This is a genomic window from Neomelitea salexigens DSM 19753 (assembly GCF_000422345.1).
Classification (GTDB): Bacteria; Pseudomonadota; Gammaproteobacteria; order Pseudomonadales; family Spongiibacteraceae; genus Spongiibacter; species Spongiibacter marinus_A.
The window spans coordinates 394,219-415,619 of sequence record NZ_AULP01000001.1 but is presented as its reverse complement, the minus strand read 5'-3'; the positions used below and the strand labels follow the sequence as shown (position 1 = coordinate 415,619).

At 53.9% G+C, this 21,401-nt stretch carries 15 protein-coding genes and 2 tRNA genes; 12 read left to right on the top strand and 5 right to left on the bottom strand.

Translation table 11 applies throughout. From position 1 onward, the window contains the following. The first annotated feature begins 69 nt into the window (after nucleotides 1-69). Both H573_RS0101940 and H573_RS0101935 read left to right on the top strand, forming a co-directional pair. A complete protein-coding gene (locus H573_RS0101940) occupies nucleotides 70-1,041 on the top strand; it encodes a hypothetical protein (protein ID WP_027872797.1) in 972 nt (323 codons plus the stop codon). Between the two features lies 1 nt (nucleotide 1,042). Next, on the top strand, nucleotides 1,043-2,815 hold the full coding sequence (locus tag H573_RS0101935) for an SLC13 family permease (protein ID WP_027872796.1): 1,773 nt from the start codon (nucleotides 1,043-1,045) through the stop codon (nucleotides 2,813-2,815). A 7-nt stretch (nucleotides 2,816-2,822) separates the two neighbouring features. Here H573_RS0101935 and H573_RS0101930 read toward each other — a convergent pair whose 3' ends face one another. After that, complete coding sequence (locus H573_RS0101930; RefSeq protein WP_027872795.1) at nucleotides 2,823-3,155, bottom strand: hypothetical protein; 333 nt, start codon at nucleotides 3,153-3,155, stop codon at nucleotides 2,823-2,825. A 169-nt stretch (nucleotides 3,156-3,324) separates the two neighbouring features. Here H573_RS0101930 and H573_RS0101925 point away from each other — a divergent pair, with 169 nt between their 5' ends. From H573_RS0101925 to H573_RS0101915, 3 genes are all read left to right on the top strand, one after another. Further along, nucleotides 3,325-5,811 (top strand): TonB-dependent receptor, encoded by a 2,487-nt coding sequence (locus H573_RS0101925; RefSeq protein WP_027872794.1) that lies wholly within the window; start codon nucleotides 3,325-3,327, stop codon nucleotides 5,809-5,811. A 288-nt stretch (nucleotides 5,812-6,099) separates the two neighbouring features. Continuing rightward, the gene (locus H573_RS0101920; protein ID WP_154653814.1) at nucleotides 6,100-7,206 is read left to right on the top strand and encodes a hypothetical protein; all 1,107 of its coding nucleotides are present in this window, start codon (nucleotides 6,100-6,102) and stop codon (nucleotides 7,204-7,206) included. A 60-nt stretch (nucleotides 7,207-7,266) separates the two neighbouring features. Continuing rightward, the gene (locus H573_RS0101915; protein ID WP_027872792.1) at nucleotides 7,267-8,850 is read left to right on the top strand and encodes a BCCT family transporter; all 1,584 of its coding nucleotides are present in this window, start codon (nucleotides 7,267-7,269) and stop codon (nucleotides 8,848-8,850) included. A 51-nt stretch (nucleotides 8,851-8,901) separates the two neighbouring features. Here the strand turns inward: H573_RS0101915 and H573_RS0101910 are convergent, their stop codons facing one another. The 3 genes from H573_RS0101910 to H573_RS0101900 all read right to left on the bottom strand — a co-directional run bounded on the left by H573_RS0101910 (nucleotide 8,902) and on the right by H573_RS0101900 (nucleotide 11,940). Continuing rightward, nucleotides 8,902-9,612 carry a 3'-5' exonuclease gene (locus H573_RS0101910; protein ID WP_027872791.1) on the bottom strand — a complete coding sequence of 237 codons (711 nt, stop codon included), beginning with the start codon at nucleotides 9,610-9,612 and terminating at the stop codon, nucleotides 8,902-8,904. Between the two features lie 8 nt (nucleotides 9,613-9,620). Continuing rightward, complete coding sequence (locus tag H573_RS0101905) at nucleotides 9,621-11,510, bottom strand: putative nucleotidyltransferase substrate binding domain-containing protein (RefSeq protein ID WP_027872790.1); 1,890 nt, start codon at nucleotides 11,508-11,510, stop codon at nucleotides 9,621-9,623. Nucleotides 11,511-11,864: 354 nt separating this feature from the next. Then, nucleotides 11,865-11,940, bottom strand: a tRNA-Asn gene (locus tag H573_RS0101900). 199 nt (nucleotides 11,941-12,139) lie between these two features. Here H573_RS0101900 and uvrB point away from each other — a divergent pair. The 3 genes from uvrB to katG all read left to right on the top strand — a co-directional run bounded on the left by uvrB (nucleotide 12,140) and on the right by katG (nucleotide 16,792). After that, nucleotides 12,140-14,167 carry an excinuclease ABC subunit UvrB gene (gene uvrB, locus H573_RS0101895; protein ID WP_027872789.1) on the top strand — a complete coding sequence of 676 codons (2,028 nt, stop codon included), beginning with the start codon at nucleotides 12,140-12,142 and terminating at the stop codon, nucleotides 14,165-14,167. Nucleotides 14,168-14,226: 59 nt separating this feature from the next. Beyond that, nucleotides 14,227-14,303 (top strand) — tRNA-Val (locus tag H573_RS0101890). Nucleotides 14,304-14,611: 308 nt separating this feature from the next. Next, nucleotides 14,612-16,792, top strand: coding sequence for a catalase/peroxidase HPI (gene katG / locus H573_RS0101885; protein ID WP_027872788.1), 2,181 nt, complete (start codon nucleotides 14,612-14,614; stop codon nucleotides 16,790-16,792). Nucleotides 16,793-16,877: 85 nt separating this feature from the next. On the opposite strand, the gene mobA is transcribed toward katG, so the two are convergent. After that, the gene (mobA, locus tag H573_RS0101880; RefSeq protein ID WP_027872787.1) at nucleotides 16,878-17,459 is read right to left on the bottom strand and encodes a molybdenum cofactor guanylyltransferase MobA; all 582 of its coding nucleotides are present in this window, start codon (nucleotides 17,457-17,459) and stop codon (nucleotides 16,878-16,880) included. Between the two features lie 107 nt (nucleotides 17,460-17,566). Between mobA and tsaB the strand changes: the two genes are divergently transcribed. From tsaB to H573_RS0101860, 4 genes are all read left to right on the top strand, one after another. Next, on the top strand, nucleotides 17,567-18,241 hold the full coding sequence (gene tsaB, locus H573_RS0101875) for a tRNA (adenosine(37)-N6)-threonylcarbamoyltransferase complex dimerization subunit type 1 TsaB (RefSeq protein WP_027872786.1): 675 nt from the start codon (nucleotides 17,567-17,569) through the stop codon (nucleotides 18,239-18,241). Nucleotides 18,242-18,326: 85 nt separating this feature from the next. Further along, entirely contained in the window at nucleotides 18,327-19,127 is an 801-nt protein-coding gene (locus H573_RS0101870) for an undecaprenyl-diphosphate phosphatase (RefSeq protein ID WP_027872785.1), read from the top strand. A gap of 43 nt (nucleotides 19,128-19,170) precedes the next feature. Continuing rightward, entirely contained in the window at nucleotides 19,171-20,070 is a 900-nt protein-coding gene (locus H573_RS0101865) for an NAD(P)-dependent oxidoreductase (protein WP_205618881.1), read from the top strand. An 18-nt stretch (nucleotides 20,071-20,088) separates the two neighbouring features. Then, nucleotides 20,089-21,369, top strand: coding sequence for a M18 family aminopeptidase (locus H573_RS0101860; RefSeq protein WP_027872783.1), 1,281 nt, complete (start codon nucleotides 20,089-20,091; stop codon nucleotides 21,367-21,369). Nucleotides 21,370-21,401 lie beyond the last annotated feature (32 nt).

Here is a 21,401-nt window from a genome sequence, read left to right as displayed (position 1 = left end):
GCTCACTCGGACGTCGATCGGTGATAATGCCTCGACAAATGAATTACGAATACAGGGAATAGAGCAGTAATGGCGGTAATTGACGTATTTAATGGTGATGCTGACGGATTGTGTGCGCTGGTGCAGTTAAGGTTAGCCGACCCCCAGGAAAGCCAACTCGTCAGTGGTGTTAAGCGGGATATCGCCTTGCTTGATCGCGTAGATGCGGGTGAGGGTGACCGGGTAACCGTGTTGGACGTGTCGCTTGATAAAAACCGGGAAGGGTTAACGGCATTGCTGGCCAATGGGGCTGATGTGTTCTACGTGGACCACCACTTTGCTGGAGATATTCCGGAGCACGCGAAGCTGTCTACAAAAATCAATACCGCTGCAGACGTCTGCACTAGCTTACTGGTAAATGGGCACCTCCAGGGTGAGTACGCCCTGTGGGCAATTGTCGGCGCTTATGGCGATAATCTGCGCAAGAGCGCGCAAACCTTGGCGGTACAACAAAATGTTGCCGAGGCGGATCTCGAAAAACTTGAGAACCTGGGAATCTACCTGAACTACAACGGCTACGGTGCCAGTTTGGATGATCTCCATTTCACACCTACAGAGCTGTTTGCAGAGTTGCTACCGTTCAGTAATCCCCTCGACTTTATTGCCGATTCGGCAGGCACGTTTAGCAAGCTGGAGTCGGGCTACCACAGTGATATGACCGCCGCCGCGAAATTGCCGCCGGTTCGCAGCAGTGATATTGCGGCGGTCTACGTATTACCCAATGAGCGCTGGGCCCGCCGCGTGAGTGGTGTATACAGCAACGACCTCGCCAACGCTCACCCGGACCGGGCCCATGCGGTGCTCACTGAAAAAGCCGACGGGAACTATCTGGTTAGCATTCGCGCACCGCTAAACAACAAGCGCGGTGCTGATGAGTTTTGCCGTCAATTTCCAACAGGCGGCGGGCGCGCAGCGGCGGCGGGGATTAATGACTTGGCCGGTGATACGCTTGAGCATTTCTGCGAACAGTTCGAGGCATTCTACCGGAGCCTAGCTGACTAAAATGCTCACTCTGGATGCTTGGCTGACACTGGCGGTAATCGCTGCCTGTTTGACGGCACTGATTTTCAGCCGGCGACCCGCTGACATGGTGCTGTGTGGTGGTGTCACCGTGCTGTTGCTACTGGGCGTCCTAACACCGGAAGAAGCGCTGGCGGGCATGTCCAATGAGGGTATGGTCACGGTGGGTGTTTTGTTTATTGTCGCCCAAGCCCTGTCAGAGACCGGTGTAGTGAGCTGGATTTCCAACAACGTACTGGGACGCCCCAAATCGGCCAGCGCTGCACAGCTGCGTTTGATGACGCCGGTGGCGGTATTTAGCAGTATTTTGAATAACACGCCGGTAGTCGCGATGTTGATTCCCGCCGTGCGGGACTGGGCAAAACGCAATGGCTTGTCGGCCTCACAATTGATGATGCCTCTGAGTTACGCCGCCATTGTTGGCGGAACCTGCACCTTGGTTGGGACCAGCACCAACTTGGTAGTGAACGGCATGATGCTGCAGGCCCTCCCTGAGCAAGGGCTGGGCATGTTTGAACTGGCCTGGATCGGTGTGCCCTGCACCGTACTGGTGATTCTGTTCGTACTGCTATTTTCCCGGCGTTTACTGCCCGATCGTGGTGGCCAGGACGAGCGCTTTGGCGATACCCGTCAATACATAGTCGAAATGTTGGTCGAGCCGGGCAGTCCGGTGGTGGGGCAAAGCATCGAAGAAGCGGGTCTGCGGCAACTGCCGGGAATGTTTCTCGTTGAGATCGTGCGTGCACAACAAATAATCACCGCTGTTTCGCCCAATGAAAAATTGTTTGCGAATGATCAGCTGGTATTCGCTGGAGACGTGCGTTCCGTCGTTGACTTAAAAAATATCCACGGTTTAAAACTGGCGGAGAAGCAGGTCTTTAAGCTTGAAGCTGGCAATCTAAATCGCTGCTTGGTTGAGGTTGTGATTTCACACAACTTCCCTCAGCTTGGGCGGCGTGTGCGCGATATGCGTTTTCGCAACCACTATGGTGCCGTTGTTATCGCGGTGTCCCGCAATGGCGAGCAACTAAAGGGAAAGTTGGGAGATATAGAGCTGGAGGCGGGCGATACCCTATTGCTTGAAGCCCATGAGGACTTTGTTAGCAACCAGCGTTATTCGCGCGATTTTCTATTGGTGAGTGCCATTGAAAATTCTCGCCCTGTTCGTCATGAGCATCGCCTGCGTGCTTCGCTAATCATGTTGGGAATGGTGCTCGGTGTCGCATTTGGCTGGTTATCGATGCTTAAAGCTGCATTTTTGGCGGCGAGTTTAATGATCCTGACACGATGCATACAGGCGAATGAAGCCCGCCGAAGTGTCGATTGGCAGGTGCTATTGGTGATTGCGTCTTCGATTGCCCTTGGTGGGGCGATGGAGAAAACCGGCGCGGCGTCAGCCATAGCGGAAGGCCTCGTTAACATCGCTGCGGGGTCGCCGGTTGCGACATTGGCGGCAATTTTTCTCGTAACAGCGTTGTTCTCCGCGGTGATCTCCAATCTTGCTGCGGCTGTTATCGTATTCCCCATCGCACTCGCGGCCAGTCAGCAGCTAGAGGTCAGTCTATTACCTTTTGCGGTAACCTTGATGATGGCCGCGTCGGCAAGTTTTGCCACGCCGATTGGTTATCAAACTAACCTGATGGTGTACGGTCCCGGGAACTATCGCTTTACCGATTTTTTCAAAATGGGGGTTCCGTTAACAGTGCTGGTAGGCGTAATGACGCTGCTGATCGTCCCACTCGTCTGGCCGTTTTAACCGCTGTTCAGCGCTGGCAGTATCGCTCAGTGACGCCCTTAACGTTGTTGTTTTGCTCGAGTGTGCGATGGTCGGTCACGGCAACGGCGACATCAATATTCGTGAAGCCATTTTGTAGCAGTAATTTGCAGGCCGCTTTGGCAAGGCTTTTGGCCTTGATACGTTCGGTATTTGCGCTGAGCATCAGCCGGTTGTAGCGAAGCCACACGGCCTTGTGAGTAGCGAAGGCCGGGGTATTTTCAAAGTAACGTTGCATCGCCGTATGGCCGCCGCTATAGGTGGGCTCTGCCATTCCTGAATACGGCAGCAGCAGCGCCATCGTTATTATCAGATATTTCATTCCTACCTCAGCAGCCCATTACTCGGGGCAGTGTACCGCGTTAATGCCTGGACCGGGAGTCTCTGCAGTGGTGACCAGTCGGGCGTTGCTATGGCATTGATTGCTTTTCTTGTGTCGTTATACTGGCCCTTACCACTGAACAATAACAATAAACTGTTGTGGAGTGACTATGTCCCCCAGATTGCTACCGGCCTTGCAGAGCTTGGCCTGCGCCGCCATTTTGTTTCCGCTGTCAGTCAGCTTGCATTCCGCGACCTTGGAAGAGGTCATCGTGACAGCGCAGCTGCGTGAGCAGAGCCTTCAAGATGTGCCGGTTTCTGTCAATGCGGTGTCCGGCGAAAAGCTGCTAGAGGCAGGGCTAAATAAGATACAAGATCTCCAAGCCTATGTGCCGAATCTAACCATGTCGGAGAACGGTATTGGCACAGCCATATACATTCGCGGCATCGGCTCTGGAATTAATCAGGGTTTTGAGCAGTCGGTGGGCATGTATGTGGATGGTGTTTACTACGGCCGCGCCCAGTTAGCGCGAGCGCCGTTTTTGGACCTTGCCCGCGTTGAAGTGCTGCGCGGTCCCCAGAATATTCTTTACGGTAAAAACAGTATTGCTGGGGCAATTAGCATTATTACAGCCAACCCAGGGGATGAATTCGAAGGTTTTGTGTCGGCGGTTTACGAACCGGAGTTTGATGAGGAGGTCATCGACCTCGCCCTGTCCGGGCCCATCAGCGATGCCATAGGCTTGCGCTTTGCGGCGCGTAAACGCGAGTTTGGTGGGTATATAGAAAACCTCACCTTGGGTCGAGACGAGCCGAACTATTCAGAAGAAACCGTCCGCCTCAAAGTACTCTGGGAAGCCTCCGACGAACTGAGCCTAAGTGCGAAGATCGAGATTGGTAGTTTTGATGTGCTTGGCCGTCAGGTCGAGATTATCAACGACCAACCATCTGACAGCACTAATCCGCTGTTTACCGGACGTACTTACGCTGAGATAGCCGATAGCACCCAAGTACCGGGTGTGTTGGATATCGATAGTCACGACTCCGTACGCAATAACTTCCAGGATTTTAAGCGCTCTTCAAACGGTGACTACAGTAACAACGATACGATCAACGTGACCGTCAATGCTGATTGGTTTCGCGGCGGGCATCAGTTTACTGCGACGACTGCCTACGTTGCCTATGAATACGACGATCTCTGCGATTGTGACTTCACCGCCGCCGAGGGCTTTAAGCTGGTACTGCAAGAAGACTATGAGCAATTCAGTCAGGAGTTTCGTTGGATGTCTCCCATCGACGGCAACTGGGAATACATTGCCGGTTTGTATTTTCAGAAGAACTCGCTGTATTTTTTCGACAGCATCATCGTCGATTCAGACCTGATCGTGCAACTGCTCAACGCTGCTGATGCCACAGAGGGGGGCGCGCGGGGTGATCGCGACCCCAACCCCTTGGGCGGCTCGCCGGAAGAAATTCTCGGCATTGGAGATGCTGGTAACGCGATAGCGGGTTTAACTTCACCGCGTGATTTTAACAGTGATTCCCTGCTGGGCTCTGGCTTTATGCAAGCGACCTGGAAGCTGCGCGATGACCTGCGCCTAACGTTTGGTGGGCGATACACCTACGAGCGCAAGACCGGTAGCCGCAAGTTTCGCTTCGGCAACCTAGACTACAGCGACCGTCCCTTCGGCGAGACCGATACCGTGGCCGCTATCAGCTTTGCCGCCGAGCGCCACGATCTGAGCGGCAAGCGGACGGAGTCCCAGCTATCGCCGTCCATTAACCTCCAGTTCGACGTCACCCCGGATGTGATGACCTATATCACCTGGAGCCGGGGCTTCAAATCTGGCGGATACGACGCTCGTTCAAACGCCTCGCCGAGTGCAGAGCCGGTTCCGCGCAACCCCAATGCTCCCGCGGACCCGAGTCCCCGTCCGGTATTGATCGGTACCTTTGAGTACGAAGAAGAAGAGTCGGAAAGTATTGAGCTTGGTGCAAAAATGTCACTGCTTGACGGTGCCGCGGAGTTTAATATTGCACTGTTCAATACCCGCTACGACAACCTTCAAGTCAGCATCTTTGACGGCACACTCGGCTTTAATGTCGGCAATGCCGCCAGTGCGGTGACTCAGGGCATAGAGCTCGACGGTCGCTGGCAGGTGACCGAGACCCTAATGTTGGCCGGCGCTCTAGCACTACTTGATTTCGAGTTTGAAGACTACGAAAACGGCCAGTGCTTGGCGGGCCAGGCTCCCACTGCTGCTGATGGCATTAACTGTGATTACAGCGGCATGACTAACCAGTACGTTGCCGATTGGGCTGGCAACCTGCTGGCGGTATGGCGGGTGCCCATCAGCGATACGCTGGGTATGGCAATTAGTCTGGACGCGATATTTACCGACGACTACAACCCTGCGCAAAACCTCGATCCTGCAGTAGACCAAGAGGGCTATGTGAAATGGAATGGGCGCATTGGTATTGGCGCTATTGATGAAAGTTGGGATGTCGCTCTCGTGGGTAAAAACCTCACGGATGAAACCGTTATTACCTATGCCAGCGATACCCCCACGTCCTACACGATATTTGGTTCTAAGGGGCACTATGCCTTCCTTGAGTCGCCGCGTAGTATTGCTGTGCAGGCGAACTACCGTTGGTAAAGGTATTGTACTAAAGCTTCCATCAGTTTAATTCCAGGACCAAATCGTAGACGCCGTTATCAGCGCATAGTGTGGCTAGGGGTTGTTTATTCTTCTTTAAGCGCTACTCTGAAGATAAGGTATCTGACATACATCTTCGGTACGCATTCGTGTTTGTTATCGCTGGCTTGGTAGTATTTACTGCCAGCAGGTGCGTAACTCAATAGTGCTGAGTTTATGACGTTAGGTTCAGTACAGATCTTAAAAAAACAATACAAAGTGAAGTGTCCACTACCTGAGGGGGGTTATATGTTGATGAAGAATACAAGAGGGTTAGTGAGTCGAGTCGTGTTTGGCTGTCTCGCTTTGACATTCTCTGGCGCCAGTCTTGCGGGGGCTGAACTCAGTGCAGGGGTATGGTGGGTCTACCAAAATGCCTCAGAGGGCGATGGTGATGGAGAGTTTGCAGACCCCGCGTTAATTATTTATGCCGGTGATGATGGCAGCCACGGCCCTTGGGGCTTCAGTGCAGAGATGCGTATAGGGACAGGCTCATTTACTGGTTCAGACAGTAATAACAGTGGTGACAATTTCACCATGCACAAGGCCTGGATAAGCTATCAGCTGGATGAACAGCATCAGGTCATACTTGGAAAAAGCCAAGTTCCTTTCGGTTGGAAAACCGGCAATTTTTGGCCGGGTGATATGCTGCAAGGGGGATACGGCGACCAGATGGATATCGGTGCCAAGCTGAGTGGGCAATCGTCGGGTATTCACTATGACGTTGCTTACTACACCCAGGATGACTGGGGAAAAACTAGCACAGATACCGTTGACGACAATGGCCACTGGGGTAGTGCCGCGTCCGGTGCGGAAACCTACCGCAAAGGGGAAACATTGGTTCTCAACGTTGATGTTCCCTTTGGCGAAGGTCATACCATCGGGGCTTCGGCGCAGCAGGGGAGATTGGTGGACCTCACCGCTTTTGCCGCGAACGGTAGTACAACCGATCAGGGTGACCATCGTGCAGTGGATTTGCACTACACCTATTCGTATAACAACTTCAACTTCAAGTACCGTTATATCGATGTTATGCGCGATTTCACCGAGCTAGATGCCTGTGTTGCGGCGTCGCGTTGCCCAAATGTTGAGGTTGAAAATCAGCGCCATGCGATACATGTCGATTATAAACAAGATAAATGGCTTTTTTACTTTGAAGCCACCACGGCTGAGACAGATACCGAGGGTAATACTGCTGACAAAGTGACGGCCTTTTCGCCAGGTGTAAGTTACAACTACGGCCCGGGCTGGCTCTACCTTGAGTACCTCTGGCAGGATGGTTTTATTGATCGCTTTGGTGATGTCGGCGAGGGTGACTTTCGCTCGTTGTACTTATCATTCGATTTTTATTTCTAGATCAATAGAAAACATCACGTAAATCAATCAGCAGTATGGCGGCAATTAAAAGAGGTAGATATGTCATATGAAGACGATAAATACAGTATAGAAAATACTGACTACACCGTCGGTCGGGATAATATTCAAAAGTGGGGTTTTGATGTCCATAATCCCGTTTTTGGTGTGAGTGCAGGGTTGATTCTGCTCTTTTTGGTCGCTGCTCTGGTTGCCGATCCGGCGAGTGCAAAAGCGGCGCTCGATGGCTTGAAGTGGGATATTATCGGCGCGTTCGATTCCTTCTTTGTCTGGTCTGCCAACCTGTTTGTCGTGTTTTGTCTGGCCTTGATCTTCTCGCCTTTCGGCAAAATTAGACTCGGTGGTGCAGGTGCTAAACCCGAACATTCCGTGTTGTCTTGGTTGGCGATGCTTTTTGCCGCCGGGATGGGGATCGGTTTAATGTTTTGGGGAGTTGCCGAGCCGGTTGCATACTATACCGGCTGGTACGAAACGCCGTTGGGCGTGGAAGCGAATACTCCAGAAGCGGCCAGCCTTGCCATGGGTGCTACGATGTATCACTGGGGTATTCATGCCTGGGCGATTTATGGGGTTGTTGCTCTCTCGCTAGCATTTTTTACCTACAACAAAGGCTTGCCACTGTCTATTCGCTCCGTTTTTTACCCTGTACTGGGAGATCGGGCTTGGGGCTGGCCCGGGCATCTCATTGATATTCTTGCGGTATTGGCAACCCTTTTCGGTCTTGCAACGTCTTTGGGGCTAGGGGCGCAGCAGGCCGCATCCGGTATCAGTCATGTTTTTGGAAATGATGCCGGGCTGGGTTTGCAGATTCTCGTTATCATCGGCGTTACGTTGCTAGCGATTATTTCCGTTGTCCGCGGGCTTGAAGGCGGCGTTAAAGTTCTCAGTAATGTGAACATGGTTATCGCCTTTGTGCTGCTCGTATTTGTTGGTCTGGTGGGACTTTCGGTTGCCGTAGGTAACCTGGGAACAACGCTAGGCGGTTACCTCCAAAACATTATCCCGCTTAGCAATCCACATGGCCGTGAAGATGAAGCCTGGCTTCAGGGCTGGACTGTCTTTTACTGGGCGTGGTGGATTTCCTGGTCTCCTTTCGTTGGCATGTTTATCGCCCGTGTATCTTCAGGGCGTACTGTCCGAGAGTTTCTCATTGCGGTACTGATCGTGCCGACTCTTGTAACTGTCTTATGGATGTCCATTTACGGCGGTATTGCCATCGATCAAGTGGTTGCGGGTGTGGGTGCACTGGGTACCGAAGGGTTGACCGATGTACCGCTAGCGATGTTCCAAATGTTCGATGAGCTTCCTATGAGCAAATTGTTATCGGTCATCGCGGTAGTATTGATATTGGTGTTCTTCATCACCTCGTCGGACTCCGGGTCTCTCGTGATCGATAGTATTACCGCCGGTGGGAAAATCGATGCGCCGGTGCCACAGCGAATTTTCTGGGCAAGTATAGAAGGCTTGATCGCTGCGGCGTTGCTGTGGATTGGCGGAACGGAGGCCATTGAGGCCTTACAGGCGGGGGCTATTTCGACGGGTTTGCCGTTCACATTTGTACTAATACTCATGTGTTTTAGCCTGATTTTGGGGTTCCGCACCGAGCCGATGTCGTCACGTCAATAGATGAGCGACCGTAAATCGATAGTTGCGTTTGCCTAAGGGATTGATAATGCGCTAACACCATAGCTGACGAACAGGCGCGTCTGGTGGGTAGTGATACGCCAGCTGTGCCTGAAGTAGTTCGGCGGTTGCAATGGCATCAGTGGTGGCGTGGTGCAGTTGGTAGGGCGGCAAACCATAGCGCTTTCTGCAGTCTGGCAGGCGCATAGAGGGCTGGGGCTGGTTTAACAGCCTTGCCAATATGCCGCGCTTTCGCTGAAGTGCCTCTTGCTCCAATGCCATTGTATCAATGACTGGAAAGCGTATGCCTTCACCGATTCGTCGCATCAGAGCCTGAAATAAAAACTCCCGCTCAATATGGCGATAGTGCACTACGACAACTTGACCTGCGATAGCATCAAGCAAGTCACTCAATATCTCGTGTAAATCTGGCGCATCGTCTATATCGGAATGGGTTATTTGATGGATAACGATGGACTGTTCATCTAGGGTCCGTCTTGGCTTCACAATCCAATGTTGAGCCTCCGCGCAGCGGATGCGATGGGTACTAAATGGTACTAAGCCAATACTGACAATATCGTCGTGCTTGCTGTTTAAGCCGGTAGTTTCAAAGTCCAGAGCAACTAGAGGAATGTCGGCGATCGGCGTGCTGCCGCTTACCATGCCCCTTTTATAGAATGACCGTAGGAACTCATTGCGGCTGTTTTGTCGCAGTTGCTCGAATTCTTTCGCCCAATCCAAAGGGGTATTTTTATCAATTGCCATCCAGGTCCTTATATCCGCACGCTAGCTTTATAGCGGAATTTTAGAAAATTTTGGGCGTTGTCTAAGACTCTGAATGCCTCCTTGAGGTTTCGTCGTTCAAAGCTCGATAGCATATCGGGTTGAACATTATTGTCAGCTTCTTCACCTGACTCAATCGCCAGTGCTTGGTGTCGGGCTCTTACAATGGAAAGGTACTCGAGGGCGTCACTTAGGTCCTGGGCTTTGCCGGGCGGGAGCAGGCCGGCTTGTTTGATATCCTCGATGCGCTCAAAGGAATTCTGAGACATCGAGCCGATAGCGAGCGCGTGGACTCGAATGGCATCGGTTAACGGCGCGGTTCCACGCCGTTTTAGATTAATTGATTGACGGTGCTTTCCGTCCTGCTCCAGTACAAACTCTTTAAAAAAGCCAAGTGGAGGGGTGCGATTTAGTGCATTGCGAGCCATGCTCGCCAGAAAAGCGTGATGCTTCGGGGCCTTTTCAGCAACAAACTGGCGCAAGGTCTCGGCCATGCGCTGCTCTCCCCAAACGCTGTCAAGGTCGAAGAAGATACAGCTATTCAATAGCGCCTTGGGGTTGGGCGCTTCAATCCAGTCGCTGAACTGCATTTTCCATTGGTCAAGCGTCAGCCGGTATTCGGCATTGGTGGCCATGATATTACCGCTACAGTATGGGTAGCCGCACTCTGCTAGGCCATCGCTGACAAATTTGGCAATGTTTTCAAAGTAATGTCCGTGTTGAGCTTCCACAAAATCGTTATGCAAGATAATGGCATTATCCTGATCGGTAACGATTAACTGCTCGTCACGTGCCATCGACCCCAGTGCCAAAAAACTGTAGGGGATTGGTGGCGGTCCGTATTTCTCCTCAGCGAGTTCAAGCAATCTCTGCTTGAAGCTGCGTCCTATGACCGACATTGCACTGCCGATCATATGGGAATTTGCGTCTTCGTTTACCATTCTCACAAACACCGCCGGTAACTGTTGCGCATAATGCCGAAGCGCCTCAGTAGTCTGCTGGGCAAAAATACCACGAGTCAGCAGAATACTGCTCTGTGACTCATGCCGAAGAATATCGGACATAGAAATCACGCCGATGCAGCGACCGCGGCGCATGATAGGCAAGTGATGGACATTAAAGCGCAGCATCGAAAGCATGGCTTCGAAAATGTAGGCATTGTCATCAAGCGTTACCAGGTTTTCTGACATTACTTCGCCTACGGCGACGTCGAAGTCGAGGCCCTCTGCCATTACCCGAGAGCGGATATCTCGGTCGGTGAGTATGCCAGCAATATTTGAAGCGTCATTGTTTTCAGCAGAGGGTTGCTGGACGGATTGCGTAACGAGGAGCAGCGAAACCGATTGCTCCGTCATTTGCTTGGCAGCTTCCCGAATCGTTGTATGTGGAGCGCAGGTGACGAGGTCTCGGGTAATCAGCGAGCTCACTTTTACCGTCGTGAGATCGTTACTCTCAGCTTGCTCTGAAACTGCGTGACGCAGCAGCGTTTTGTCTTCTGTTTCAAAATAGTCGGCAAAGCTGTCGAAGCGCTCGCAGAGGTCGTTGAAGTAGGCTACTGGAATACAGTACACCAAACTGTCCTCCAGTGCCTTTACAGGGAAGCGCACGCGGTGGTTCAGCATTAAGCCCATGTGGCCGAAAATACCGCCTTCTCCCAAGCGGTTGTAAAGCTCGCCAGTCCGGCGGAACGTTTCAACAGCACCGGCACGCACGACGTACAAGTCGTGAATTGGCTCTCGAAATTGCAGGATATCTCGTCCGGCTCGGTAGTAGCTGATTTCAATATGTTGGGCAAGGTCATTGAGTGTCTGTTCAGGCAGCTCACTGAAGGGAGGGTGTTGTTGCAGGAAGCTCGCAATTTCCAGTTGTTCTGCTTGCACCGCTGTAGTCCTCGAATTTTGAGCCTGGGCTTTGAAGGCGAGTACGCAAACGCTGATCTTGCTACGCCGGCAGAGGGTGTTAACAGCTCTATTCAATTATCGGGCGCAGAGGGCAGCTTTTGCCAAGCATAGCCGATTATAGAGGTGATGGGTTTGGTGCGAATGCTAATTTGATGCGAAATGCGTAGTCAGGGGAGAGGGCGTGATGGCGTCAATACTGGATATAGCAGCTAGTGCGAGGCAGTTCTATTGTTCGTGCTCTGCTTGCTATGGAGCTCAGTATCTCACTGTGGTGGCTGAGGTCTGCAGATATAAAAAAGGGGTTGCACATATGTGCAACCCCTTTCATCTGTTTGGCTCCGCCTGCTGGGCTCGAACCAGCGACCCAATGATTAACAGTCATTTGCTCTACCAACTGAGCTAAGGCGGAATAGCTGTCTCAACAGCTGAGGCCGCGCATATTAAAGGCCATTCTTTTGGGCGTCAAGCTTTTGGCCAAGAAAATTTATAAAAGCATTTTCTCTAGCCTTTTCCTCTGCTTAGCCATCGCTTTAACGGGCTTCTGCGTACTGCCTTCACAATGGTGTAAACTGGCCGCTTTGCCAGCAATTCCAGTGTCGAGGAGAGTTATGGCTAAGCCCTTTCAAGTTGTTTCCAAGTTTGCTCCGGCCGGAGATCAGCCTTCCGCAATTAAGGGCTTGGTGGAAGGGGTGAATGCGGGTCTGCACGCGCAGACGCTGCTGGGGGTAACCGGTTCGGGTAAAACCTTCACCATTGCCAATGTGGTGGAGCAACTGCAGCGGCCGACTATCGTAATGGCGCCCAATAAAACCCTCGCGGCTCAGCTTTACGGCGAGTTTAAAGAGTTTTTTCCGAATAATGCGGTTGAGTACTTCGTCTCCTACTACGATTACTACCAGCCCGAGGCCTACGTTCCGGCGTCGGACACGTTCATAGAGAAAGACGCGTCGGTAAACGACCATATTGAACAAATGCGCTTGTCGGCGACCAAGGCGCTGATGGAGCGTTCCGATGCCATTATTGTGTCGTCGGTATCGTCGATCTACGGCCTGGGGGACCCCGAGCTTTACTTTAAAATGGTGCTTCACCTGGTGCGTGGTGAGCGCATCGACCAGCGCAAACTGTTGCGCCGCCTTGCCGAATTGCAATACACCCGCAACGATATGGCCTTCCAGCGCGGCACCTACCGTGTTCGTGGCGATGTGATTGATATTTTTCCTGCCGAGAGTGAAAAGGATGCGGTGCGGGTTGAATTGTTCGACGACGAGATTGACAGCATCAGCGGTTTTGACCCGCTGACGGGCGAGTCTTACGGCAAGATGCCGCGGGTTACTATTTACCCGAAAAGCCACTACGTAACGCCGCGGGAAACGCTGCTGTCTGCGGTGGATAAAATCGAGCTAGAGCTTAAGGACCGTTTGGAGCAGCTGCGCAGCAACGAGCTGCTCGTCGAGGCGCAGCGCTTGGAGCAGCGCACTCGCTACGACCTGGAGATGATTCGCGAGCTGGGCTATTGCAACGGCATCGAGAACTACTCTCGGTATTTGTCTGGCAGAGAACCCGGGGCGGCGCCGCCAACCTTGTTTGATTATTTGCCTGAAAATGCCTTGGTCGTCATCGATGAGTCTCACGTGACCATTCCACAAATTGGTGCGATGTATAAAGGTGACCGCTCCCGTAAAGAAACGCTGGTGCAGTATGGTTTCCGCCTGCCGTCGGCGCTGGATAATCGACCGATGCGCTTTGAGGAGTGGGAGCGCCTTGTGCCGCAGTTAATTCTGGTGTCAGCAACACCAGGGCCCTATGAAGAAGAACACGCGGCGCGTGTTGTTGAGCAAGTCGTGCGCCCGACAGGGCTGGTTGATCCCGCCATTGAGGTGCGTCCGGCCAGTACCCAGGTTGATGATCTGCTATCAGAGATCAACGTGAGGGTGGAAAAGAAAGAGCGGGTGTTGGTCACTACATTAACCAAGCGCATGGCCGAGGACTTATCTGAGTACCTCGACGAGCATGATATTCGCTGCCGGTATTTGCACTCCGACATCGACACGGTTGAGCGCGTAGAGATCATCCGGGATTTACGCCTCGGTAAATTTGATGTGCTTGTCGGCATCAACTTGCTGCGCGAGGGCTTGGACATGCCGGAAGTGTCGCTGGTAGCGATACTCGATGCAGACAAAGAGGGCTTTCTGCGCTCTGAGCGCTCTTTAATACAGACGATTGGCCGCGCGGCGCGAAACTTGAACGGCAAGGCAATTTTGTACGGCGATAATATTACCGGATCCATGCGCCGCGCTATTGACGAGACCGAGCGCCGCCGCGAGAAGCAGCTTGCCCACAACGAGGCGCACGGCATTGTGCCCAAGGGCGTGCACAAATCCGTTGAGGATATTTTAGAGGCTGCGGCGGCGCCGGGGTCAAAAGCCAATCGTCGTGGACGTGACCAGCGCAAAGCCGCTGAGCCCGCCGGTGATTATCTGCTCGATGCAGAGAGCTTGGCGCCGAATGAATTGGCGAAAATGCTTAAAACGATGGAACAGCAGATGCAGGAACACGCTAAAAACCTCGAGTTTGAAGCGGCGGCCAAACTGCGCGACAAGCTTCACGAGATTAAGGAGCGCATGTTTATTAGCTAATTGGCGACCGGGCTTGTCTTCCCCGAATTGCCTGCTTATAATGCGCGGCTCTCAACAATACGACCGTAGCTCAGTTGGTTAGAGCACCACCTTGACATGGTGGGGGTCGGTGGTTCGAATCCACTCGGTCGTACCAAATTTAAAGGCTCGCCTATGGCGGGCCTTTTTCATTTCTGGCTTCTCTTCGAGGCTAACTGGGCGCTCAGTCCGAGCTATCATTGTCTAAATCTATCATTTTAATGTTAATAATCGATTTCATCTTTTATCTGTCTGCAGGCTTACTAGTCATGCCTGGACCGGAAAGCGCGTTGTCGTGTATACGAGAAAGGGAATAAATGCTGCTGAACGCTGATTGACGACCTTGGTCAGAAAGCTGTGCTAGGTTCAAGGGCAGGCGGTGTTGCCAAAAAATGAATACGCTGACGTAAACAATGGAGATCGACGATGACTGGCTCTTCTTCCTCGGGCGGTAAATGCCCGGTAATGCACGGTGCGAATACACGCCAAGAAACGCAGGTGGCCTCTTGGTGGCCCAATTCGCTGGATCTGGATTTGCTTCACCAGCACGACCGTAAGAGCAATCCGATGGCCGAGGACTTCAACTATGCAGAGGCGTTTAAGCAGCTGGATCTGGAGGCGGTTAAGAGTGACCTCAAGGCCTTAATGACGGACTCGCAAGATTGGTGGCCGGCAGACTGGGGGCACTACGGTGGGCTGATGATTCGCATGGCCTGGCACGCTGCTGGCACCTACCGTATTGCCGATGGTCGCGGGGGTGCGGCTACTGGTAATCAACGCTTCGCCCCCCTAAATAGCTGGCCTGATAATGCCAATCTTGATAAAGCTCGACGCTTGTTGTGGCCGATAAAGAAGAAGTACGGCAACAAGCTGTCATGGGCAGACCTGATGATTCTGGCCGGTAATATGGCTTACGAGTCGATGGGGCTGAAGACCTACGGTTTCGCCGGCGGGCGCGAAGATATTTGGCACCCTGAAAAAGATATTAATTGGGGTTCTGAGAGCGAATGGCTTGGCAAGGGTCAAGACCGTATGAATAGTGATGAGCGCGGCGCGCTCGACAATCCCCTCGCGGCAGTGCAAATGGGCCTGATTTACGTTAACCCGGAGGGCGTTGATGGCAAGCCCGACCCATTAAAAACCGCTGAAGATGTTCGCCTCACCTTTGCACGCATGGCAATGAACGACGAGGAGACGGTAGCACTCACCGCTGGCGGTCACACTGTGGGGAAATGTCACGGCAATGGCGACGCGGAAGCCCTCGGCCCCGAGCCCGAAGGTGCTGATGTTGCTGAGCAAGGCTTGGGCTGGCGTAACCCCAATGGAAGCGGAGTAGGCAGCGACGCTGTGACCAGTGGTCTTGAGGGTGCATGGACAACAAACCCCACCCAGTGGGACAACGGCTACTTCTACCTGCTGTTTACCTACGACTGGGAGCTGAAAAAGAGCCCGGCTGGCGCCTGGCAGTGGGAACCGATAGACATCAAGGAAGAAGACAAGCCGGTCGATGCCAATGACCCTTCGCAGCGCCATAATCCGATTATGACTGATGCCGATATGGCAATGATTAAAGACCCCGCCTATCGCGTTATTGCCGAACGGTTCTACAAAGACCCAGCGTACTTTTCCGAGGTGTTCGCCCGCGCTTGGTTTAAGTTAACGCACCGCGACCTTGGGCCTAAGAGCCGTTATCTGGGCGCTGATGTGCCCGCTGAGGACTTGATTTGGCAAGACCCAATTCCCGCGTCAGAAACCCGCTTGTCAGACGGCGATGTGGAAACCTTGAAGAGCGCTGTGCTCGCCAGTGGTTTGACAGTATCTGAGTTGATTGCCACTGCTTGGGACAGTGCGCGCACTTTCCGAAATTCGGATTGTCGCGGCGGGGCGAATGGTGGCCGCATTCGCTTGGCGCCTCAGCGTGACTGGGTTGGCAACGAGCCCGAGCGCCTTAACAAGGTGTTAACGGCACTTGAGAAGGTGCGCGAAGCGCAGGGCGTGTCGGTGAGCATGGCAGACCTCATTGTACTGGCCGGTAGTGCGGCTGTTGAGCAAGCAGCGCAAGACGCCGGTGTGGCAGTAACTGTGCCATTTTCACCTGGGCGTGGTGATGCCACAGCAGAGATGACAGATATTGAGTCCTTCGCAGTGTTGGAGCCGCTGCACGACGCGTTCCGAAATTGGCTGAAAGCTGACTTTGCCGTTCCCGCCGAAGAGTTAATGTTGGACCGCAGTCAGTTACTGGGGCTCAGCGCGCCAGAAATGACAGTCTTGCTCGGTGGGATGCGCGTGTTGGGTGCGAACGCGGGTGGGAGCCAGCATGGCGTGTTTACCGACCGCGTGGGCAGTTTGACTAACGACTTCTTTGTCACGCTAACCGATATGCGTTACGCCTGGAAGCCGGTGAGCGACAACCTGTTCGAGCTGCGTGACCGCGCCAGTGGCGAGGTGAAGTGGACGGCGACACGCGTTGACCTGGTGTTTGGCTCGAATTCGATTCTGCGCTCCTATGCCGAGGTGTATGCTCAGGACGACGCCAAGGAAAAATTTGTCCACGATTTTGTCGCGGCGTGGGTGAAGGTGATGAATGCGGATCGATTTGATCTGTAATAACCGCTGCTAGCCCCAGGCTTTGGCCTGAAGACGCGCCCCGGCGCGTCTTTTTTGTTGCCTACACTATTGCGGCTTGTGCGGCCTAGCTATTGCTGCGTCCTGCATCGCTTGGCCGGTTCATATTCTTAAAGCGCTCGGCTTGATCGGAGAAATCCACTTTTTCAGCATGGCATTGTTCGAACCAGCCTTTAACGCTGCGCTGGCCGCGTTGTAAGTAGTCATACAGGCTTGCGCGGAGGTTCGCAGGAATAAGTGCGTACAACACCTGGTCCTGCTCTCCGTCAAAGGCAAAACGAATCGCGCTGGTGCTTTGCTTACTCAGTCGCTGATACAGGTCGGTGGGCGGGCAGGGGTTGTCGCAGGGCACCACCAAAACTTGCGCTTGGGACGCGCCCTCAAGCCCGGCCAGGATCCCTGCCAAGGGGCCGGGGAAGTCGGGAAGTGTGTCGGGCAGGGGGCGTCCATAGTCCCGGTAGCGGTCGCTATTGCGGTTGCAGCTTACCAACACTTCATCGGCATTCTCGGCAAGCGCATCGACAATGTGGGCGATGAGCGGTCGGCCTTGCCAGTCCAGCAGGCCCTTGTCTTTGCCCTGCATTCGGCGGCCCTGTCCGCCAGCCAGAATTAACAGGCTATAGGGTTGGGCAGCATTGGTTTCAGGCATTGGGGAAAACCCTGTTTTATCCATGAGTTCGGCGTGTTCGCTGCCTATGTTAGGGCTGTGCTGTGCTATCATGCCAGCGTTTTTTAGCGCTGTCGGATACTCTCCCTATGACAACCCTGCTTGCCATCGATGCTTCAACATCGGCGTGTTCTGTTGCGCTGATGCATGAAGGGCACGTGTACGAAGATTTTCGTATGCTGCCTCGCGCCCACACGCGATTTTTACTGCCCATGGTGGATGAGATGTTAGCTGAGCATTCACTGCCGCTCGCGCAGATGGATGCACTGGTTTTTACGGCAGGCCCCGGTTCTTTTACGGGCTTGCGGGTGGCCATTGCCACGGTGCAGGGCTTGGCCTTTGCGGCGGAATTGCCGGTAGTGCCGGTTTCAACCCTGGCGGCGATGGCGCAGTTCTACGCCGAGCGAGAGGGCGTGGCTGAAGGCGCAGTGATCCTGCCGGCGCTGGATGCACGCATGGACGAGGTGTATTTCGGTCGCTATCAGTACCGCGATGGCGTGGTTGCGCCGCTAAACGCCGATCAGTTGCTGCCACCTGAGCAAGTCGGCAACACGGCTGCGGCCGCCGCGGGTGTCGGCGATGGCTGGACTTATGCCGGGCGCTTTGGCGATGCCGCGCCAGCCATTGTTGACCAAACGATCCTGCCGAGTGCCGCCGCCGCGCTAAAACTGGCAACGCCAGATGTGTTGGCAGGGAAGGTGTTGCCTGCAGAGCAGGCTCAGCCGGTTTATTTACGCGAAAGCGTGGCATGGAAGAAGCAATAATTAATGCGTCATAAGCAATAGAGAATCAGGCGCTGGTGTTGGCATAAACAGCCTCAAGCAAATTCGATAGATAGGAAAGCGTGTAATGGATGCACTGCAAGCGGTGATATTAGCGGCAATTCAAGGCTTAACGGAGTTTTTGCCGATCTCCAGTTCCGGGCATTTAGTCCTGCCGCAAACCTTGCTGGGCTGGGAAGATCAAGGCCTTGCTTTTGATGTTGCCGTGCATGTGGGATCGCTGTTAGCGGTGCTGGCGTATTTTCGTAAAGACGTTAGCACACTGCTTACTGCCTGGACGCAAAGCGTGGTGGCAAGGCAACACAGCGCCGACAGCCGGCTTGCATGGATGGTGATTGTGGCAACACTGCCCGCCGTGGTTGCCGGGCTGATCTTTAACGATATTATCGAGCAACACCTGCGCGGCGGGGTGGTGCTAGCAACAACGACGTTGGTGTTTGGCGTGATTCTCGGCTTGGTTGATCGCTACTCCAGCCACAGCCGCAGTATTGCTGATATCGGCCTGCGCATCGCATTGCTGGTTGGCTTTGCTCAGGCTCTGGCGTTGGTGCCGGGTACTTCGCGATCGGGGATCACCATGACCGCGGCACTGTTATTAGGGTTGGGGCGCAGCGATGCCGCGCGCTTCTCCTTCTTGTTGTCCATGCCCATTATTGCGGCGGCGGGTAGCTATAAGTTACTGGAATTGCTGCAGCATGGCAGTGATGTCGCCTGGCAACTGCTGGCAATCGGTCTGGCCGTCTCGGCGGTGACGGCCTACGCCTGTATCAGCGTATTTATGAAGTGGGTGGAGCGAGTCGGCATGATGCCCTTTGCCATATACCGAGTGGTACTGGCGATAATTATCTACGCTGTCGTGCTAGCCTGATCGAGAAACATAGCAACGCGGTGAAACAAGGCGGATGACGGTGATGAAGGCAGCATTTTTAGGTTTGGGTGTGATGGGCTTTCCGATGGCAGGGCATGCCGCGAAGGCCGGGGTAGACCTGCGCGTATACAACCGCAGTGTGGAAAAAGCCCAACGCTGGCAAGCGACCTATTCCGACTGCGTTGCCGCGAGCGTCGCGGACGCGGTGGCAGATCGCGACGTCGTCGCAATCTGTTTGGGCGCCGACGCTGATGTGCGTGAGGTGCTGTGTGGCGAACAAGGCGTGTTCGCCCATATGCCGCGTGGCGGTGTTGTGGTCGATCATTCCACGACCTCTGCCGAGCTGGCAAGAGAGATGGCGCAGGCCGCTGCATCGGCTGGACTGCAGTTTATCGATGCACCTGTATCGGGTGGCCAAGCGGGTGCGGAGTCCGGCAAGCTCACAATCATGGCGGGCGGTGAGTCAGCAGCTTTTGCCAAGGCTGAGCCGTTATTGCAGTGCTATGCGGCGCGGTACCGTCTTCTTGGCGAGGTTGGCAGTGGTCAGTTGGCGAAAATGGTTAACCAGATCTGCATTGCCGGCCTGCTGCAGGGTTTGGCGGAAGGAATGAACTTTGGTCAGCGCGCGGGCTTGGATATGTCGGCGGTTGTGGATGTGATCAGCGCGGGTGCCGCTCAGTCCTGGCAGATGGATAATCGAGCGGAAACCATGCTCGCCGGCGAATTTGACTTTGGCTTTGCCGTGGACTGGATGCGCAAGGATTTGTCGTATGTACTCGACGAGGCGCGTCGGCAGGGCAGTAGCCTGCCAGTGACGGCCCTGGTCGACCAATTTTATGCGCAGGTGCAAAGCCTGGGCGGCGGTAGGAAAGACACATCAAGTTTGCTGTTAGCACTGCAGGCCGCGCAGCAGCACGCACGTTCTTCCAGAGACAAAGGTTAGTGAGTGATCGGATTGAATATGGATAAGCAAACGTTTAACCAGCAGTTGATGACATTTTTAGATGCCAGCCCGACGCCGTTTCACGCGGCGAGTAATATGGCTGCAGCGCTGGACGCCGCGGGTTTTATCGCGCTGGATGAGCGTGATGATTGGTCGCTTGAAGCGGGCAAGGGCTACTATACCCTGCGCAACGGCGCTTCAATTGTGGCGTTTCGAGTGGGCCAGGGCGATGTCGCCCAGCAGGGCTGGAAGATGGTCGGTGCTCACACTGACAGCCCTTGCTTGAAGGTGAAGCCCAACCCGGTACTGCACAAGAAGGGGTATTTTCAGCTCGGTGTGGATGTGTACGGCGGCGCGCTGCTCAACCCCTGGTTTGATCGTGATCTCGGTCTGGCAGGCCGCATTAGCTACCGCAGTCAGAATGGCGAGTTGCGTAATCGCCTGATTAATACTGAGCGAGCGATTGGTTGTATTCCCAGCTTGGCGATTCATTTGGACCGAGAGGCCAACAGTAACCGTAGTATCAATGCCCAGACCGACCTGCCGGTATTGATCAGTCAGCCTGACAAAGCCCCCGACTTCAACGCCTTACTCAAACAGTTGCTGATTGAGCAGGGCGGTAATGATGTCGACACGGTTTTGGACTACGAATTGAGCTTTTATGACGTGCAGGGCGCTGCCCTGGTCGGGCTTGAGCAGGAGTTTATTGCCAGTGCGCGTCTGGACAATCTGCTGTCCTGTTTTATCGGCTTGCAAGCGCTGCTAGCGGCGCCCTCCGATCAACACAGTGTGTTTGTCAGCAACGACCATGAGGAAGTTGGCAGTATGTCGAGCAGTGGTGCTCAGGGGCCCATGTTGGAGTCGGTATTGCGCCGTATTGCCGGGGATGAGAGTCGCTGGCAGCGGGCCATTGCTCACTCTCTAATGATCTCGGCAGACAATGCGCACGGGGTTCACCCCAACTTCAGCGACCGCCACGACGCGAATCATGGGCCGCTGCTGAACCGTGGTGCCGTAATAAAAATTAACGTCAATCAGCGCTATGCCACCAACAGTGAAACCAGCGCGGCCTTTCGGCATCTTTGCCAGCAGTGTCAGCAGCCGGTGCAGAGTTTTGTGGTGCGCAGCGACATGGCTTGTGGAAGCACGATCGGGCCGATTACATCGTCTACACTGGGTGTGGCAACGTTGGATATCGGTGTGCCGACCTTTGCTATGCACTCAATACGTGAGCTTGCCGGCGCCGATGATGCGGTTGGATTAAGTCAGGTACTGGCAGCGTTCTACGCGCGGCAATAGTGCTGCGCGCAGAACACCCCGTGGCGCAATAG

Coding starts and splice junctions, on each gene's coding strand:
- katG (WP_027872788.1), top strand. CDS start 14,612: ATGACTGGCTCTTCTTCCTCGGGCGGTAAATGCCCGGTAATGCACGGT.
- H573_RS0101860 (WP_027872783.1), top strand. CDS start 20,089: ATGGATAAGCAAACGTTTAACCAGCAGTTGATGACATTTTTAGATGCC.
- H573_RS0101930 (WP_027872795.1), bottom strand. CDS start 3,155: ATGAAATATCTGATAATAACGATGGCGCTGCTGCTGCCGTATTCAGGA.
- H573_RS0101940 (WP_027872797.1), top strand. CDS start 70: ATGGCGGTAATTGACGTATTTAATGGTGATGCTGACGGATTGTGTGCG.
- H573_RS0101865 (WP_205618881.1), top strand. CDS start 19,171: ATGAAGGCAGCATTTTTAGGTTTGGGTGTGATGGGCTTTCCGATGGCA.
- H573_RS0101920 (WP_154653814.1), top strand. CDS start 6,100: ATGTTGATGAAGAATACAAGAGGGTTAGTGAGTCGAGTCGTGTTTGGC.
- H573_RS0101925 (WP_027872794.1), top strand. CDS start 3,325: ATGTCCCCCAGATTGCTACCGGCCTTGCAGAGCTTGGCCTGCGCCGCC.
- uvrB (WP_027872789.1), top strand. CDS start 12,140: ATGGCTAAGCCCTTTCAAGTTGTTTCCAAGTTTGCTCCGGCCGGAGAT.
- H573_RS0101935 (WP_027872796.1), top strand. CDS start 1,043: ATGCTCACTCTGGATGCTTGGCTGACACTGGCGGTAATCGCTGCCTGT.
- H573_RS0101915 (WP_027872792.1), top strand. CDS start 7,267: ATGTCATATGAAGACGATAAATACAGTATAGAAAATACTGACTACACC.
- H573_RS0101910 (WP_027872791.1), bottom strand. CDS start 9,612: ATGGCAATTGATAAAAATACCCCTTTGGATTGGGCGAAAGAATTCGAG.
- mobA (WP_027872787.1), bottom strand. CDS start 17,459: ATGCCTGAAACCAATGCTGCCCAACCCTATAGCCTGTTAATTCTGGCT.
- tsaB (WP_027872786.1), top strand. CDS start 17,567: ATGACAACCCTGCTTGCCATCGATGCTTCAACATCGGCGTGTTCTGTT.
- H573_RS0101870 (WP_027872785.1), top strand. CDS start 18,327: ATGGATGCACTGCAAGCGGTGATATTAGCGGCAATTCAAGGCTTAACG.